Below are 14,279 nucleotides of genomic sequence, written 5' to 3'. Positions count from 1 at the left end.
AAGGCCCCTCAGTCCCATTCCAGGCCGCCGCGCCGCCAGACGTACGCGTAGGCGACGAAGACGGTGAGCACGAAGAGCAGCATCTCCACGAGCCCGAAGACACCCAGGGCGTCGAAGGTGACGGCCCAGGGGTAGAGGAAGACGATCTCGATGTCGAAGACGATGAAGAGCATCGCCGTCAGGTAGTACTTGATGGGGAAACGCCCGCCGCCGGCCGGCGTGGGGGTCGGCTCGATTCCGCACTCGTAGGCTTCGAGCTTCGCGCGGTTGTACCGCTTCGGCCCGATGAGCGAGGCCATGATCACGGAGAAGATCGCAAAGCCTGCCCCGAGGGCTCCCAGTACGAGGATGGGCGCATAGGCGTTCACCGCTCCTCGCTCCTCTCAGTCGGCACTGACTGTTGGCGGGTTGCATGAGAAACATTGGGTGAACCGCGAAGATCGCGAACATGTGAAGCAGGTCACAAGCCCAACTGCCCCGCATCCTATGCCTGTCGCTCTGTGATCTGCGACACGGGGTATTGCACAAGCTTTGTGATCTCCACCACCTGACGAAGGATCATGAAGTCATATCGGCACGGATCTTGACACGCGAGGCGCCGAAGTGATCACGGGGTGTGACATTTTCGCTCGTCAGTGACGGTCCGGAGGGGGCGTCTCTATATCAAGAGAGTTCCCTTGCATCCAAATTGGCCCTGGACGAAGGGGGTTGATAGGGGACCCCGTTCACACGTCAGAGGGAACCGGCCGCGAGTGTGGACGCGTGCACACATTCACGAGCGCCGGACGCGGGCGTTCCGGTAACCGTTCCGTGACCTGCGCCACATCGGAACGAACCCCTCCGAAACCAGACTTGGCCAACGACCTCAACGAATGGTAGGCAGCGGGCAATTCGGACGTAACAACGAAAGGCAGTGATCACGGCCCTGAACGCCCAGGTCCGCAATGTCCGTTACGGCGTCAATAAAGAAATCGGTGCACGGAAGTTGGGGCACCGATTGAACAAGTGTGGCGCAGGACACGTTCCTTGTAGGTATGGAGGAGCTCCTGATACCGGTTGGACTCATGTCCCACACCGCTCACATACGTAGCCACCGAAAGCCCCGCCGCAACGCGTCCTCGATCGCGGTGCGTGCCGGAGTCGCCAGTGGTGTCCTCGGCACGCTGGCCGTCGCCACCGCGGCGGGTTCGGCCAACGCTGCCGACGCGACGGTGACGCAGACGCTGGAACTGCCCACGCTGACCGCCGACCTGTCCGCGCAGGTCGAGCAGGCCGCGCAGTTCACGCAGCAGGCCGCTGCCAACTACCAGCTCCAGGCCGAGCGCGACTCCGCAGCCGCCGCTGCCGCCAAGGAGGCCGCGAAGGACCTGGCTGCGGCGAAGCAGGCCGAGGCCAAGAAGAAGGCCGCCGAGGAGGCCCGCAAGGCCGCCGCCGAGGAGGCCGTGTCCCGCTCCGCGACCCGTGCGAGCCTGAGCGGCGGCTCGTCGGACTCCGGCAGCGTCTCCGCGCCGGCCAGCGGCAGCGTGGCGACCGTCATCGCCTTCCTCAAGGCGCAGGTGGGCGACTCGTACGTCCTCGGCGGCACCGGCCCCAACTCCTGGGACTGCTCCGGGCTCGTCCAGGCCGCGTTCAGGCAGGTCGGCGTCGACCTGCCGCGCGTCTCCGAGGACCAGTCGATGGCCGGCACCGACGTCTCCCTGTCCAACCTCCAGGTCGGCGACATCCTGTACTGGGGCGGCAAGGGGTCGGCGTACCACGTCGGCGTCTACATCGGCGGCGGGCAGTACCTCGACGCGGCGAACCCCTCCAAGGGCGTCGTCATCCAGGACCTGTCCGGGTACCCGGCGAGCGGTGCGGTGCGGGTGCTCTGAGCGAGCGGTACTACCCGGGTAGTACCTGAGGTGCAGGGCCGCAGCCGCTCGGGGGCAGCGGCCCTTCCTCGTACGGAACTTCAGCCGCGTCCGGCGCGTTCCTCCCCTCGCACCGATCGACGAGCGATCGGCACTCGGAGGGAGAGACAGACATGCCCAGCGTTTTCGTCCAGGGCCGCGCGGTCGACGCGTACCCGCGCCACGCACCCGAGGCCCGGCAGGGTCGCGTGCGCCGGATCACCGAGGTCGGCGAAGAGGTCCTGCACAAGCCGTGCCGCGACGTCACCGAGTTCGGCCCCGACCTCGCCGCGCTGATCGACGACATGTTCCTGACGATGTACCTCGCGACCGGCGCGGGCCTCGCGGCGAACCAAGTGGGCGTCGATCTGCGCCTGTTCGTGTACGACTGCCCCGACGACGAGGGCGTCCGCCATGTCGGCCACATCGTCAACCCGGTCCTCGCGCCCCTCCCCACGGCCGGCCGCCGCCTCCTGGACGACGACGAGGGCTGCCTCTCCGTGCCGGGCGCGGTGATGGACGTACCGCGCCCGAATATGGCGGTGGTCCACGGCCTGGACCGGACCGGTACCCCCGTCACGGTCGAGGGGACCGGATACTTCGCGCGGTGCCTGGCGCACGAGACGGACCATGTGAACGGGCACGTGTATCTGGACCGGCTGTCGAAGCGGGACCGGAAGGAGGCCCTGCGGCAGATGGCGGACCGCAGGGAGCTGGTGATGGCCCAGAGGGCGGCAAATGCGGAGGCGTTGAAAAGGGCGGCAGGGCAACGTCCCTAGGGGCGCGGAGCCGTATTCGATATGCGGCTACCGCCGCGTGGGCGCGACGAGCCACGACGGTGCCGCACCCGCCCACCGGCATGACGCGGCACCCCCTCAGGTACTACCCCTCTACGCCTTGGGAGCTACCTTGCTCAGCCCGTTGATGATCCGGTCCATCGCGTCACCCCCGGTCGGGTCGGTCAGGTTCGCCAGCATCTTCAGCGTGAACTTCATCAGCAACGGGTGAGTGAGCCCCCGCTGGGCCGCGATCTTCATGACCTTCGGGTTCCCGATGAGCTTCACGAAGGCGCGGCCGAGCGTGTAGTACCCCCCGTACGTGTCCTTGAGCACCCGCGGGTACCGCTGGAGCGCGATCTCCCGCTGCGCCGGCGTGGCGCGCGCATGCGCCTGGACGATGACGTCCGCGGCGATCTGCCCGGACTCCATGGCGTACGCGATCCCCTCGCCGTTGAAGGGGTTGACCAGCCCACCGGCGTCACCGACGAGCAACAGCCCCTTGGTGTAGTGGGGTTGACGGTTGAAGGCCATCGGCAGCGCGGCCCCGCGGATGGGCCCGGTCATGTGCTCCGGCGTGTACCCCCACTCCTCGGGCATGGACGCGCACCACGCCTTGAGCACCTCGCGCCAGTCCAACTCCTTGAAGGAATCGGACGTGTTGAGGACCCCGAGCCCGACGTTGGAGGTCCCGTCGCCCATGCCGAAGATCCACCCGTACCCGGGCAGGAGCCGGTCCTCGGCCCCGCGCCGGTCCCACAGCTCCAGCCAGGACTCCAGGTAGTCGTCCTCGTGCCGGGGGCTCTCGAAGTACGTCCGGACGGCGACCCCCATCGGCCGGTCCTCGCGCCGGTGCAGCCCCATCGCGAGGGACAGCCGCGTGGAGTTGCCGTCGGCGGCGACCACCAGGGGCGCGTGGAAGGTGACTTCGCGCTTCTCCTCCCCCAACTTCGCGTGTACGCCGGTGATGCGGCCGGTGCGGTCGTCGACGATCGGCGCCCCCACGTTGCACCGCTCGTACAGCCGCGCCCCCGCCTTCTGCGCCTGCCGGGCGAGCTGCTCGTCGAAGTCGTCGCGCTTGCGGACGAGTCCGTAGTCCGGGTACGACGCCAGCTCCGGCCAGTCGAGTTGGAGCCGTACGCCGCCGCCGATGATCCTGAGGCCCTTGTTGCGCAGCCAGCCGGCCTCCTCGGAGATGTCGATCCCCATGGCGACGAGCTGTTTCGTGGCGCGCGGGGTGAGGCCGTCGCCGCAGACCTTCTCGCGGGGGAACTCGGTCTTCTCCAGCAGGAGGACGTCGAGCCCGGCCTTGGCGAGGTAGTACGCGGTCGTGGAACCGGCCGGTCCCGCACCGACGACGATCACATCGGCGGTGTTCCCGGAGAGAGGCGCGGTGTTTTCGGAGTGAGGATCAGTCACGACGGTCACGGCGGGATCTCCCCAGGTTCGGAATCTGCGTGCCGACCGGCACTGGACATGGGCAGTCTATTCAGCAGAATTGATCACCCGGCTGAAGGGTTGCCCCCGTGAACCTGGCTCTTCCCGTAGTACGGCTGCGCGTCCCCACCGACGAGGACGCCGTCGCCTGGCACCGGACCTTCGCCCACCCGGACGTCATGGAGTACCACGGAGGTAGAGCGGCGGAACTCTCGGAGTACGAGGAGCTGACGGCACGCCAGCGGCGGCACGACGCCGAGCACGGCTTCTGCCTGTGGACCATGATCGACCGTGAGGGCCGGGTGATCGGCTTCACCGGGGCTCAGCCGTGGCCCCTCGCGTGGGGTCCGGTGGGCGAGATCGAGATCGGCTGGCGGCTCGGCCGGGAGTACTGGGGCAAGGGGTACGTCACGGCCGCCGCGCAGATGACGCTGGAGCGGGTGCGGTCGGCGGGCGTACGGGGGGTCGTCGCCATGGTCGACGCCCGGAACGAGCGGTCGATCGCGGTGACGCGGCGGCTGGGGATGCGGCTCGGGGAGGTCTTCACCACGCCCGACTCCAGCCGCACGGGTCACTGCTACCGCCTCGATCTCGAAAGTGGTAACCCTCAGTAGCCAAGCACCGCGAAATTGTCGCACAGCGCTTCCGGACGGCACCCTTCGGCGGTTACCCTTCCAGTACCGCTGGGGGTGACATCTGTGCTCATACCACCCAAAACACCCGAAGTGCATGTCCCACGTCTGGTCGGCCTGATGGCGATGGACGCACGCGAGACGGCCCAGGCCCATGGCGTACTCCTGGCCGCCCCCGACCGCCCGGACTTCCTCCGCACGGTCGTGGACTACGTAGTACGCCAGTACCCCCCACCCGGCGCCGAGGTCCCCCGCGGGGCCGTCGTCTCCGTCTGGTTCGACTTCGGCGAGGGGGAGGGCGGGGGCGGGGCGGGAGTCCACGAGCCGCGCATACCCCGCCCGGGAGGCGGAGGCTTCCAACGGGAACTGGAGGAGCCGGGGGAGCGGTACGCGGCGGTGGGGTACGGGGGCCGGGAGATACCGATGGCTCTGGGGTAGGGGGGTACTACGCGGCAGGGGAAGCACACCCCGATGGGCCGCAGGCCCGTCCAGGGGCGCGGGGCTGTGTCAATCTGCGGCTACCGCCGCGTGTGCGCGACCAACCACGACGAACCCGCAGCCGCACAGCTGTCCGCACACCCCACCCCGGAGCGTCACCCCTTGAATCCCCGGTGCAACGTCACAACCCCCCCGGTGAGATTCCGCCAAGCCACCTTCCCCCACCCCGCCTCCCGCAGCCGCGAGGCCAACGCGGGCTGATCGGGCCACGCCCTGATCGACTCGGCGAGATAGACGTACGCATCGGGGTTGGACGACACCGCACGGGCCACCGGAGGCAACGCCCGCATCAAGTACTCCGTGTAGACGGTCCGGAACGGCGCCCACGTCGGATGCGAGAACTCACAGATCACCACCCGCCCCCCCGGCCGGGTGACCCGGTACATCTCACGAAGCCCCGCATCGAAGTCCTGCACATTCCGCAGCCCGAACGAGATCGTCACCGCATCGAACGTGTCGTCCTTGAACGGCAGCCGCGTGGCGTCCCCCGCGGTGAACGGCAGCCAGGAGTTCCGCCGCTTACCGACCTGAAGCATCCCGAGCGAGAAGTCGCACGGCACGACATACGCCCCGGCCTGCGCGAACGGCAGCGAGGAGGTACCCGTACCGGCGGCGAGATCAAGGATCTTCTGTGCCGGCCGAGCGTCCACGGCCCGCGCGACCTCCTTGCGCCACCGCCGGTCCTGCCCGAGGGACAGCACGTCGTTGGTCAGGTCGTACCGTTCCGCCACGTTGTCGAACATCGAGGCGACTTCGTGCGGCTGCTTGTCCAGGGATGCGCGGGTCACCGGGTCATTCTTGCAGCCTCCCTCGGGGAACCTCAGGGCACCTCACGGCAGCAGGAGGAGAGAACAGGCAAAACGCCTGCGCGACGCCCGTCCGGCACGGCAGGGTTGGCCGTTCACGAAAGTGGGTGCTTACACGCGATGCGGAGTTTCCTGGTGCCGCTGTCCGGGCTGACCTGTCTGTTCGCGCTGGCCGTGGCGGGCTGTTCGTCCGACCCCGGTACGACGTCGGACGCGGCGGCGGGGGCGGCGGAACCGGCGTCGCCCTCTCCTAGCCCTTCGGTATCACCTGCCACCACGGGGTACGCCCCCTACGTGAGTGCTACGGAGGCGTCCGCCAACGACTCGGCGGGCTCCCCGGCGACGTACAACCTGGCGTTCGTGATCTCCGACGGCAGCGCGTGCACGGCGAAGTGGAACGGGACGACGGCCGTCGGCGATACGGCGGTGAAGTCCCGGATATCAAAGCTGACCGCGTCCGGTTCGAGCGTCCGGGTCTCCTTCGGCGGCGCCTCCGGCAAGGAGCTGGCGACGGTCTGCACCAGCGCCTCGAAGCTGGCGGCGGCGTACGGCGCGGCGCTGGACGCGGCGGGTTCGACGCAGGCCGACTTCGACATCGAGGGCACCACCCTCACCGACAGCGCCTCGGTCGCCCGGCGCTCCCAGGCCATCGCCCAACTCCAGAAGGAACGACCCGAGTTGGAGGTCACCTTCACCCTGCCGGTGATGCCGTCCGGCCTCGACGCGGACGGCCTCGCGCTGCTCGCCTCCGCGAACAAGTACGACGTCCAGGTCGCCACCGTCAACATCATGACCATGAACTACGGCGAGACCTACACCGGGGACATGGGCGACTACGCGATCACCTCCGCGACGGCCACGCACACCCAGCTGAAGTCCGTCTTCGGCACCACCGACGAGTCCGCCTGGCACAGCCTCGCACTGACCTCGATGATCGGCGTCAACGACATCGCGAACGAGACGTTCACCCTCTCCGACGCGGCCCGACTCCGGTCGTTCGCCGAGGAGAAGGGGGTCTCGTGGGTGTCGATGTGGTCGACGTTCCGCGACCGGCAGTGCGCGCCGGACGCGGCCGGCCAGGACGACGCGGCGACCAATTGCAGTGGGGTGGAACAGAGTTCGGGAGCGTTCGGCAAGGCGCTCGCGGGTTAGCGCGTCAACCCGGCCTGCGCTCCTCCGAGTTCACCGACTCCGGTACAGCAGACGCCCGTTGACGACGGTGGCCACACAGGTGGCGGCGCCCTTCGCGGTGAGGGCGGCTTCGTCGGGGACGTCGAACACGGCGAGGTCGGCCCGGCCGCCGACGGCCAGCGGCGCGTGCACGGTGCCGGGAAGGTCGTACCCCTCGGCGAACGGGTCCAGGGCGGGCCGCTCGCCGAGCAGTTGGCCGGGAGCGCCCTCGACGGTGACAACGGCCAGGCCCGAGCGGGCGATCGCCGGTGCGACGAGGGGGTCGGTGAAGCGGGCGCCGGGTGCCGCGACGGCTGTCGTACCGTGGGCCATCATCCGCTGGATGCCGCGCCGTACGCTGCCGGACCAGCGGGACTCGGGCAGCTCCAGTGCGGCCAACTCCTCGCCCCAGAGGGGGAGTTCGCCCAGCTCTTCGGCCTCGCGCGGGTCGGGGTGGTAGCAGCGGCGCAGCAGCCACAGGGGGTGCCACTGGCGCAGGCCGGGGGTGAGGGTGCCGGGCCAGCGGCGCACCCGCGCGGCCGGGGCGACGGCCACGACGTCGTCGTACGCGCCGAAGGCCGTGACGCGGTCGCCGGCCACCGCGACCGCGCCGTTCTCGACCGGGGGCGCCCCTACCGGCAGCAGCAGGGGCGCGGCGTGAATCGTCAGCACCGGTGCCTAGTTGGACGCCAGGATCTTCAACTCGGGGTGTGCGGTGCCGCCTTCGATCGCCGTGGAGGAGATGTGGGACACCACCCGCTTGTCCACCGGGTCGTTGGCGGGGTCGTCGTGGACGACGAGGTGCTCGTACGTCGTGGCGCGCTGCGCCGGGACGCGGCCCGCCGAGCGGATCATGTCGATCATTTCCTGGAGGTTGGAGCGGTGCTTGGCGCCGGCCGCCGAGACGACGTTCTCCTCCAGCATGATCGAGCCGAGGTCGTCCGCGCCGTAGTGCAGGGTGAGTTGGCCCGCGTCCTGGCCGGTGGTGAGCCAGGACCCCTGGATGTGGGCGATGTTGTCCATGAAGAGGCGCGAAATGGCGATCATCCGCAGGTACTCGAAGATCGTGGCCTGCGTGCGGCCCTTCAGGTGGTTGTTCTGCGGCTGGTAGAGGTACGGGATGAACGCGCGGAAGCCGCCCGTGCGGTCCTGGACGTCGCGGATCATCCGCAGGTGCTCGATGCGCTCGGCGTTGGTCTCGCCGGTGCCCATGAGCATCGTGGAGGTGGACTCGACGCCCAGGTTGTGCGCCGTCTCCATGATCTCCAGCCAGCGCTCGCCGGACTCCTTGAGCGGCGCGATGGCCTTGCGGGGCCGCTCGGGGAGCAACTCCGCGCCGGCGCCCGCGAAGGAGTCGAGTCCGGCCGCGTTGATCCGCCGGATCGCCTCCTCGACGCCCACCTTGGAGATCCTGGCCATGTGCTCGACCTCGGAGGCCCCGAGGGAGTGGATGACCAGTTGCGGGAACGCCTTCTTGATCGCCGCGAAGTGCTCCTCGTAGTACTCCACCCCGTAGTCCGGGTGGTGCCCGCCCTGGAACATGATCTGCGTCCCGCCGAGTTCGACGGTCTCCGCGCACCGGCGCAGGATGTCGTCGAGGTCGCGGGTCCACCCCTTGTCCTTGGCCGTCGGCGGGGCGTAGAACGCGCAGAACTTGCACGCCGTGACACACACGTTCGTGTAGTTGATGTTCCGCTCGATGATGTACGTCGCGATGTGCTCGGTACCCGCGTACCTCTTGCGGCGTACGGCGTCGGCGGCGGCGCCGAGCGCGTGCAGGGGGGCGTCCCGGTAGAGGACGAGCGCCTCCTCGGGGGTGATCCGTCCACCGGCTGCGGCACGGTCAAGGACAGACTGGAGGTCGGCCTTCTCGGTCACCGGGCGTCCCTTTCGTAAGGGTTGTGGACGGACCGGTCCAGCGTACGCCAGAGGTACGGGGGGACTACGGTCAGGCCGTCCAGGCTCCCGCCGCCACCCCCAGCACCGCCCCGGCGATCAGGAACGGCCCGAACGCGATGGTCGTCCCCCTCCCCGACCTGCGGACCACGGCGAGCACTCCCCCGTACCCGGCCCCGAGCGCGAACCCGGCGAACGCGCCCAGCAGGACCGTGTCCCACCCGTACCACCCCAGTACGGCCCCCAGCCCGACCGCGAGTTTCGCGTCCCCGTACCCCATGCCCTCCGGGTTCAGCAGGTGCAGGACGAGGATCGCGGCACCGAGGACGACGGCCCCGAGCAGCGCGGTCGTCCACTCCCCGGCGTGGTCCGGGACCAGCGCGGCGACCCCCAGCAGCGCGGGCGCGGCGACCGCGAGACCCCAGGTCAGCGGGTCCGGGAGACGCCGTACCCGTACGTCCACCGCCGCGAGCAGCACCCAGACGGGAGCGAGCAGGAGCCAGGCGCCGAGTTCGGGGCGGGGGCCGGTGGCCAGGGCGAGGAGGGTGGAGAGGAGCGCGGTGAGCAGTACGTAGGGGGTACGGGGTGAGTCGTACGGGCCGCAGGTCCGGCACCGCGCGGGGCCGAGCCAGCCGCGCAGGGGATGTCCCTCGGGACACTCCCGCCGCCAGCCGTCGCTCTCCTCCTGCGAGGAGCCTGCCGGGGAATCCGCTGGGGAGTCCTCCGGGGGGTACTCCAGAGGGACGGAGAACCGGTACGCCGCTCGGGGTAGTACCCCGCCCGCCAGCGCACCCCACACCGCCGCCGCCACGGCGATCACCCACAACTCGCTCACCACGGACCGATCCTGCCCCATCCCCGGTCATCGCTCCCCCACGATTCCCCCATGAGAGCCCGCCGACTCCCGTGCCATGATCCCGAGATGGATCTTCTCCCGATCAACGGAGCCACCCTGGCCTCGGAGCCGACCGTCCTGGCGTCGGTGCGGACCATCAGCGCGCAGTACGGCGTGGACTACGCGGACGACCGGGCCGTGGCCGCGATGTTCGAGGAGCGGCGGGAGGCGCTGCACTGGAGTCGGCGCGGCCCGCTCGTGTGGCTCGGCGGGCTCGCGCTGCTGGTCGGCGGGGTGTGGCCGTTCATCGGCCCGGAGGTCCCCGCGCTCGCGGACGGCCCGGCGCTCGCCTACGGGCCCGCCGTACCGATCCTCGCGGCCGGGATCGTCTGCCTGATATCCGTACGGGCCCGCTGGAAGAGGGAGCTGGAGCATCCGGCGCTGGTCGGCTACCGGCACGTCCTCGGCGTCGCCCGGTCGCGGGGGCTGCCGGTGACCCACGTACCCGCGTGGCTGGAGGGGCGGTCGGAGTACGGAGGTGTCAAGCCGACGACACCGGTGCCGACGTACCGGCCGACGGGCGGTGAGCCCTCTCGTACCCCTAGTACTCCAGCGGGACCGTACGCCGCCGGTCCCTACGGCCGCCAGGCCCAGGGCACCCCTGCGGGCCCCTACAGCCACCAGCCGCCCGGCGCCGCACCCGGCACCCCGAACCCCTACGCCGTCCACACCGTCCCGCCGGTCCCCGACGCCGTCGCCGCGTACGAGAAGATCGCCGACCAGGGCGGCTGGCACGACGAGGCCGGCTGTCTCTTCGTCGTCGCGGCCCTGATCGGCGCCGCCTACGGCTGGTGGCAGGGCGTGACACTCGGCTACCTCGCCCTGGTCCTCCTCCCCCTCGCGGTCTGGATCTGGCTGGCCGGGAGCAGACAGGGCAAGGAGAAGGAGCGGCTGCGCAAGGAGGCGCTGGCGTACGTCGAGACGGTCGCGCGGGCGCAGGCGGCGGGGGCCGCCGTACCCGAACTCTCGCCCCGGCTGCGGAAGTTGCTCGATGAGGAGCGGTGGATGGGGCGGCGCTGAACGCCGGTACGCCTACGGCGCCAGCAGTTCCACGTGCACGTCCGCCGGGAAGCCGGTCGTCGGCCCCACCCGGCGCGCGAACTCCGTGACGGCCGCCAACTGCGGTGCGCCGAAGCGGAAGTCGAGGGTGGTGAAGTACTGCTCCAGGATCGTCTCGTCGAACTCCTCCCAGCGGGCGGCCTGTTCGGCGACCTTGCCGACCTCGTCGAGGGAGAGGTTGCGGGAGGCGAGGAAGGCGCGGTGGACCTCGCGGGTGAGCTCGGGCTCGCGGTCGAGGTAGTCGCGGCGGGCGGCCCAGACGGCGAAGACGAAGGGGAGGCCGGTCCACTCCTTCCAGAGCGCGCCGAGGTCGTGGACCTGGAGCCCGTAGCGCGGCCCGTCGAGGAGGTTGGCGCGCAGGGCGGCGTCGCCGATGAGGACGGCGGCCTCGGCCTCCTGCATCATCAGGCTCAGGTCGGGGGGGCAGGTGTAGTACTCGGGAGTTACGCCGTACCGCTCGGCGAGCAGGAGCTGGGCGAGCCGGACGGAGGTGCGGGAGGTCGAGCCGAGGGCGACGCGGGCGCCGTCCAGCCGGTCGAGGGGGACCTGCGAGACGATCACGCAGGACATGACGGGTCCGTCGCAGCCGACCGCGATGTCGGGGAAGGCCACCAGGTCGTCGGCGTTACGCAGGAACTCGACGAGGGTGATGGGGCCGATGTCGAGGTCGCCCCGCACGAGCCGCTCGCTGAGCTTCTCGGGGGTGTCCTTGGTCAGCTCAAGATCGAGCAGCGTGCCCGTTCTCGCGAGACCCCAGTACAGAGGCAGGCAGTTGAGGAACTGGATGTGGCCGACGCGCGGCCGGGTGCGAGAATTGTCCACATCGCGAGGCTAGACCCCGGTCGGGTACGCTGCTAAGTCACCCCCCACGATCCTCCTGGGGTCTTACCGGTATCAGCGGGCTCTCCGATCCGTTCACGTCACGCCCCGCCGTACCCCGGCGTCAACCATTGCCCGGGCGTTTCAAACATCCGAGTGACGTGATCTTGACCTCTATCGCTTTCGGCTGCCTGCGTGCTAGGCTCGCCGCAAGTTGCAGTTTGGTTTCCCTTGCAGTACAGAGCCTGCGGAGCATGTGACCGCGGGCTCTCGACGTTTTCGGAAGTTTGCAGTTGTGCAGCACTGCTTTCACACTTGCAGGTTCTGGAGCAGGGCGACCCTTTGAGCCCAAGGAGGGCTTATGGCTACCGGAACCGTGAAGTGGTTCAACGCCGAAAAGGGCTTTGGTTTCATCGCCCAAGAAGGCGGCGGCCCTGACGTCTTCGTCCACTACTCCGCGATCAACGCCTCGGGTTTCCGTTCCCTCGAAGAGAACCAGCAGGTTTCCTTCGACGTGACCCAGGGCCCGAAGGGCCCGCAGGCGGAGAACGTCACCCCGGTCTGATCCGCCGGGCGACTGCCGGAACCGGCAGCGTGATCGCAGTCTGAGAGCACCACCCAAGGAGCCCCGCGCCTTCCGGCGACGGGGCTCCTGCCTTTCTCCCGGCGCCCCTGGCGGGCCGGCCCCTCGGCGCCGAATTCATTTCCCGTTCACGTGTGCTGCATGACGAGCACGAACTTCGTTCCGGCCGCCGTCGCCTCGTACATGTGCGGCACATCTCCGCGATACGACAGATAATCCCCCGGACCGACCTCCACGCCCTCCCCGCGCGGCCCCGCTTTCACGCTTCCCTCGGTGACCACGATGTGTTCCACGGTGCCGGGGATATGCGGTTCGGATTCCCGGACAGTGCCCGGTTCCAGCCATACGTAGTAAATGTCCCGGCGTGCTCCCGGCGGACTCGCGGACAACAGCGTCGCGAGATAACTGGACTGTTCGGAGTGCACCTTGGGGCCCTCCCCCGCACGGACGACCTGGACGGGCGCCGAGGGCGGTTCGACGAGCACGCTGAACGGGACGCCGAGCGCCACCGCCAGCGCCCAGATCGTCTCCATCCCCGGGTTCCCGCTCGCCGCCTCCAGCTGGGACAGCGTGGACTTCGCGATCCCCGCGCGCTTGGCCAGTTCGGACAGGGACAGCCCGGTCCTGGCGCGCTCCCGCTTCAGCGAGGCCGCGAGCCACTCCAGGGGTTCACTCACGCTTCCACTCCGTTCGCTGTACGAGTACGAACGTTCGCCTTGACGAACGGTCGGTCTGGCGTTCATTTTAGAGAACATGCGTTCTCCACGCCGAACACTCTCAAGGGTTACCCCATCAGGGGGTAGTCCACAGGTATCACCGGACGACTCCACCCTCCTGCGGGACGTCCTCCTCGTCTGCCTCGCCAGCGGGGTCGTCGGGGTGTCCTTCGGCGCGATCGCCGTGAGCGGCGGGCTGCCGGTCTGGGTGCCGGTCGTCATGTCCCTGGCCGTGTACGGGGGATCGGCCCAGTTCAGCGCGGTCGGCGTGCTGCTCGCCGGGGGCGGTCCGCTGGCCGCCGCCGCGACCGGGCTCGCCCTCAACACCCGTACCGTCGCCTACAGCCTCGCCGTCGCCGGGGACATCGGCCGCGGGCCGCTCACGCGGCTGCTCGGCGCGCACCTCGTCACGGACGAGACGGTCGCCTTCACCCTCGCCCAGTCCGACCCGGCCCGCCGCCGCGCCGCGTTCTGGACGTCCGGGCTCGCGCTGTTCACCGTGTGGAACACGGCCGTCGTCATCGGCGCGCTCGCGGGGCAGGCGCTGGGGGACACCTCCCGGTACGGGCTCGACGCGGCCTTTCCCGCGATCCTCGCGGCGCTCGTCGTACCCACCCTCCGCAAGGACTCCCGCGTCCGGCGGCCTGTCGCCCTCGGTGCGGTTCTCGCCCTCGCGGCGACCCCTCTCCTCCCCGCCGGGGTGCCTATCCTCGTAGCCCTTCTGGGGCTCTTCCTGTACGGCCCTGAGGTGACCCCGTGAGTCCGACCGTCGTCGCCGTCATCGTTCTGGCTCTCGGGACGTACGCCTTCCGGCTGACGGGGCCCCTCCTGCACGGGCGGGTCACGCTGCCGGCGCGGGTCCAGGAGCTGCTGTCCGCCGGGGCGGTCGTGCTGCTGGTCGCCCTGCTGGCGACGGGGGCGCTGACCGAGGGGGGCGGATTCTCGGGGTGGGCTCGTCCTCTGGGGGTACTGGTGGGGGTTGGGCTGGCCTGGCGGAGGGCGCCGTTCGTGGTGGTGGTGCTGGGGGCGGCGGGTACTACCGCGGTACTACGGGGGTTGGGGGTGGGGTGAGAGGGGGCGGCGCCGACCGGCTCTCAGGTAGC

17 protein-coding genes are annotated in these 14,279 nt (G+C 69.7%); 9 read left to right on the top strand and 8 right to left on the bottom strand.

Features of this window, described 5'->3' with window-relative positions; translation table 11 throughout:
• Positions 1–8: 8 nt before the first annotated feature.
• Complete coding sequence (locus ACQCO7_RS25155; protein WP_005476348.1) at positions 9–368, bottom strand: NADH-quinone oxidoreductase subunit A; 360 nt, start codon at positions 366–368, stop codon at positions 9–11.
• Positions 369–1,034: 666 nt separating this feature from the next.
• On the opposite strand from ACQCO7_RS25155, the gene ACQCO7_RS25150 reads away from it, so the two are divergent.
• Together ACQCO7_RS25150 and def are read left to right on the top strand one after the other, a co-directional pair.
• On the top strand, positions 1,035–1,871 hold the full coding sequence (locus tag ACQCO7_RS25150; RefSeq protein ID WP_464073953.1) for a C40 family peptidase: 837 nt from the start codon (positions 1,035–1,037) through the stop codon (positions 1,869–1,871).
• 152 nt (positions 1,872–2,023) lie between these two features.
• On the top strand, positions 2,024–2,668 hold the full coding sequence (gene def, locus ACQCO7_RS25145; RefSeq protein ID WP_464073952.1) for a peptide deformylase: 645 nt from the start codon (positions 2,024–2,026) through the stop codon (positions 2,666–2,668).
• Positions 2,669–2,779: 111 nt separating this feature from the next.
• Here the strand turns inward: def and ACQCO7_RS25140 are convergent, their stop codons facing one another.
• Positions 2,780–4,093: a geranylgeranyl reductase family protein gene (locus ACQCO7_RS25140; RefSeq protein WP_464073951.1), complete on the bottom strand. Its 1,314-nt coding sequence runs from the start codon at positions 4,091–4,093 to the stop codon at positions 2,780–2,782.
• 98 nt (positions 4,094–4,191) lie between these two features.
• Here ACQCO7_RS25140 and ACQCO7_RS25135 point away from each other — a divergent pair, with 98 nt between their 5' ends.
• Both ACQCO7_RS25135 and ACQCO7_RS25130 read left to right on the top strand, forming a co-directional pair.
• The gene (locus ACQCO7_RS25135; RefSeq protein ID WP_464073950.1) at positions 4,192–4,716 is read left to right on the top strand and encodes a GNAT family N-acetyltransferase; all 525 of its coding nucleotides are present in this window, start codon (positions 4,192–4,194) and stop codon (positions 4,714–4,716) included.
• Between the two features lie 111 nt (positions 4,717–4,827).
• Positions 4,828–5,172, top strand: coding sequence for a PASTA domain-containing protein (locus tag ACQCO7_RS25130; protein WP_464073949.1), 345 nt, complete (start codon positions 4,828–4,830; stop codon positions 5,170–5,172).
• Between the two features lie 155 nt (positions 5,173–5,327).
• On the opposite strand, the gene ACQCO7_RS25125 is transcribed toward ACQCO7_RS25130, so the two are convergent.
• The gene (locus tag ACQCO7_RS25125; RefSeq protein WP_075825024.1) at positions 5,328–6,020 is read right to left on the bottom strand and encodes a demethylmenaquinone methyltransferase; all 693 of its coding nucleotides are present in this window, start codon (positions 6,018–6,020) and stop codon (positions 5,328–5,330) included.
• A 138-nt stretch (positions 6,021–6,158) separates the two neighbouring features.
• On the opposite strand from ACQCO7_RS25125, the gene ACQCO7_RS25120 reads away from it, so the two are divergent.
• Positions 6,159–7,190, top strand: coding sequence for a chitinase (locus ACQCO7_RS25120; RefSeq protein WP_464073948.1), 1,032 nt, complete (start codon positions 6,159–6,161; stop codon positions 7,188–7,190).
• 30 nt (positions 7,191–7,220) lie between these two features.
• Here ACQCO7_RS25120 and ACQCO7_RS25115 read toward each other — a convergent pair whose 3' ends face one another.
• The 3 genes from ACQCO7_RS25115 to ACQCO7_RS25105 all read right to left on the bottom strand — a co-directional run bounded on the left by ACQCO7_RS25115 (position 7,221) and on the right by ACQCO7_RS25105 (position 9,960).
• On the bottom strand, positions 7,221–7,880 hold the full coding sequence (locus ACQCO7_RS25115; RefSeq protein ID WP_464073947.1) for a hypothetical protein: 660 nt from the start codon (positions 7,878–7,880) through the stop codon (positions 7,221–7,223).
• A gap of 6 nt (positions 7,881–7,886) precedes the next feature.
• The gene (mqnC, locus tag ACQCO7_RS25110; protein ID WP_464073946.1) at positions 7,887–9,086 is read right to left on the bottom strand and encodes a cyclic dehypoxanthinyl futalosine synthase; all 1,200 of its coding nucleotides are present in this window, start codon (positions 9,084–9,086) and stop codon (positions 7,887–7,889) included.
• Positions 9,087–9,156: 70 nt separating this feature from the next.
• Positions 9,157–9,960 (bottom strand): prepilin peptidase, encoded by an 804-nt coding sequence (locus tag ACQCO7_RS25105; protein WP_464073945.1) that lies wholly within the window; start codon positions 9,958–9,960, stop codon positions 9,157–9,159.
• 66 nt (positions 9,961–10,026) lie between these two features.
• Here ACQCO7_RS25105 and ACQCO7_RS25100 point away from each other — a divergent pair, with 66 nt between their 5' ends.
• Entirely contained in the window at positions 10,027–11,019 is a 993-nt protein-coding gene (locus ACQCO7_RS25100; RefSeq protein WP_464073944.1) for a hypothetical protein, read from the top strand.
• A 12-nt stretch (positions 11,020–11,031) separates the two neighbouring features.
• On the opposite strand, the gene ACQCO7_RS25095 is transcribed toward ACQCO7_RS25100, so the two are convergent.
• Positions 11,032–11,880: a menaquinone biosynthetic enzyme MqnA/MqnD family protein gene (locus ACQCO7_RS25095; RefSeq protein WP_464073943.1), complete on the bottom strand. Its 849-nt coding sequence runs from the start codon at positions 11,878–11,880 to the stop codon at positions 11,032–11,034.
• Positions 11,881–12,238: 358 nt separating this feature from the next.
• Between ACQCO7_RS25095 and ACQCO7_RS25090 the strand changes: the two genes are divergently transcribed.
• Entirely contained in the window at positions 12,239–12,442 is a 204-nt protein-coding gene (locus ACQCO7_RS25090) for a cold-shock protein (RefSeq protein ID WP_003992177.1), read from the top strand.
• Between the two features lie 146 nt (positions 12,443–12,588).
• On the opposite strand, the gene ACQCO7_RS25085 is transcribed toward ACQCO7_RS25090, so the two are convergent.
• The gene (locus tag ACQCO7_RS25085) at positions 12,589–13,137 is read right to left on the bottom strand and encodes a helix-turn-helix domain-containing protein (RefSeq protein ID WP_010353958.1); all 549 of its coding nucleotides are present in this window, start codon (positions 13,135–13,137) and stop codon (positions 12,589–12,591) included.
• A 76-nt stretch (positions 13,138–13,213) separates the two neighbouring features.
• On the opposite strand from ACQCO7_RS25085, the gene ACQCO7_RS25080 reads away from it, so the two are divergent.
• Complete coding sequence (locus ACQCO7_RS25080; RefSeq protein WP_464073942.1) at positions 13,214–13,936, top strand: AzlC family ABC transporter permease; 723 nt, start codon at positions 13,214–13,216, stop codon at positions 13,934–13,936.
• Positions 13,933–14,247, top strand: coding sequence for an AzlD domain-containing protein (locus tag ACQCO7_RS25075; protein ID WP_464073941.1), 315 nt, complete (start codon positions 13,933–13,935; stop codon positions 14,245–14,247). Before ACQCO7_RS25080 ends, ACQCO7_RS25075 begins: the two co-directional genes overlap by 4 nt.
• The last annotated feature ends 32 nt before the right edge of the window (positions 14,248–14,279 follow it).

It is taken from the genome of Streptomyces saintjeani (assembly GCF_055409605.1).
Note: the sequence above shows the minus strand (reverse complement) of the source record. Positions and strands in the feature narration are given on the sequence as shown.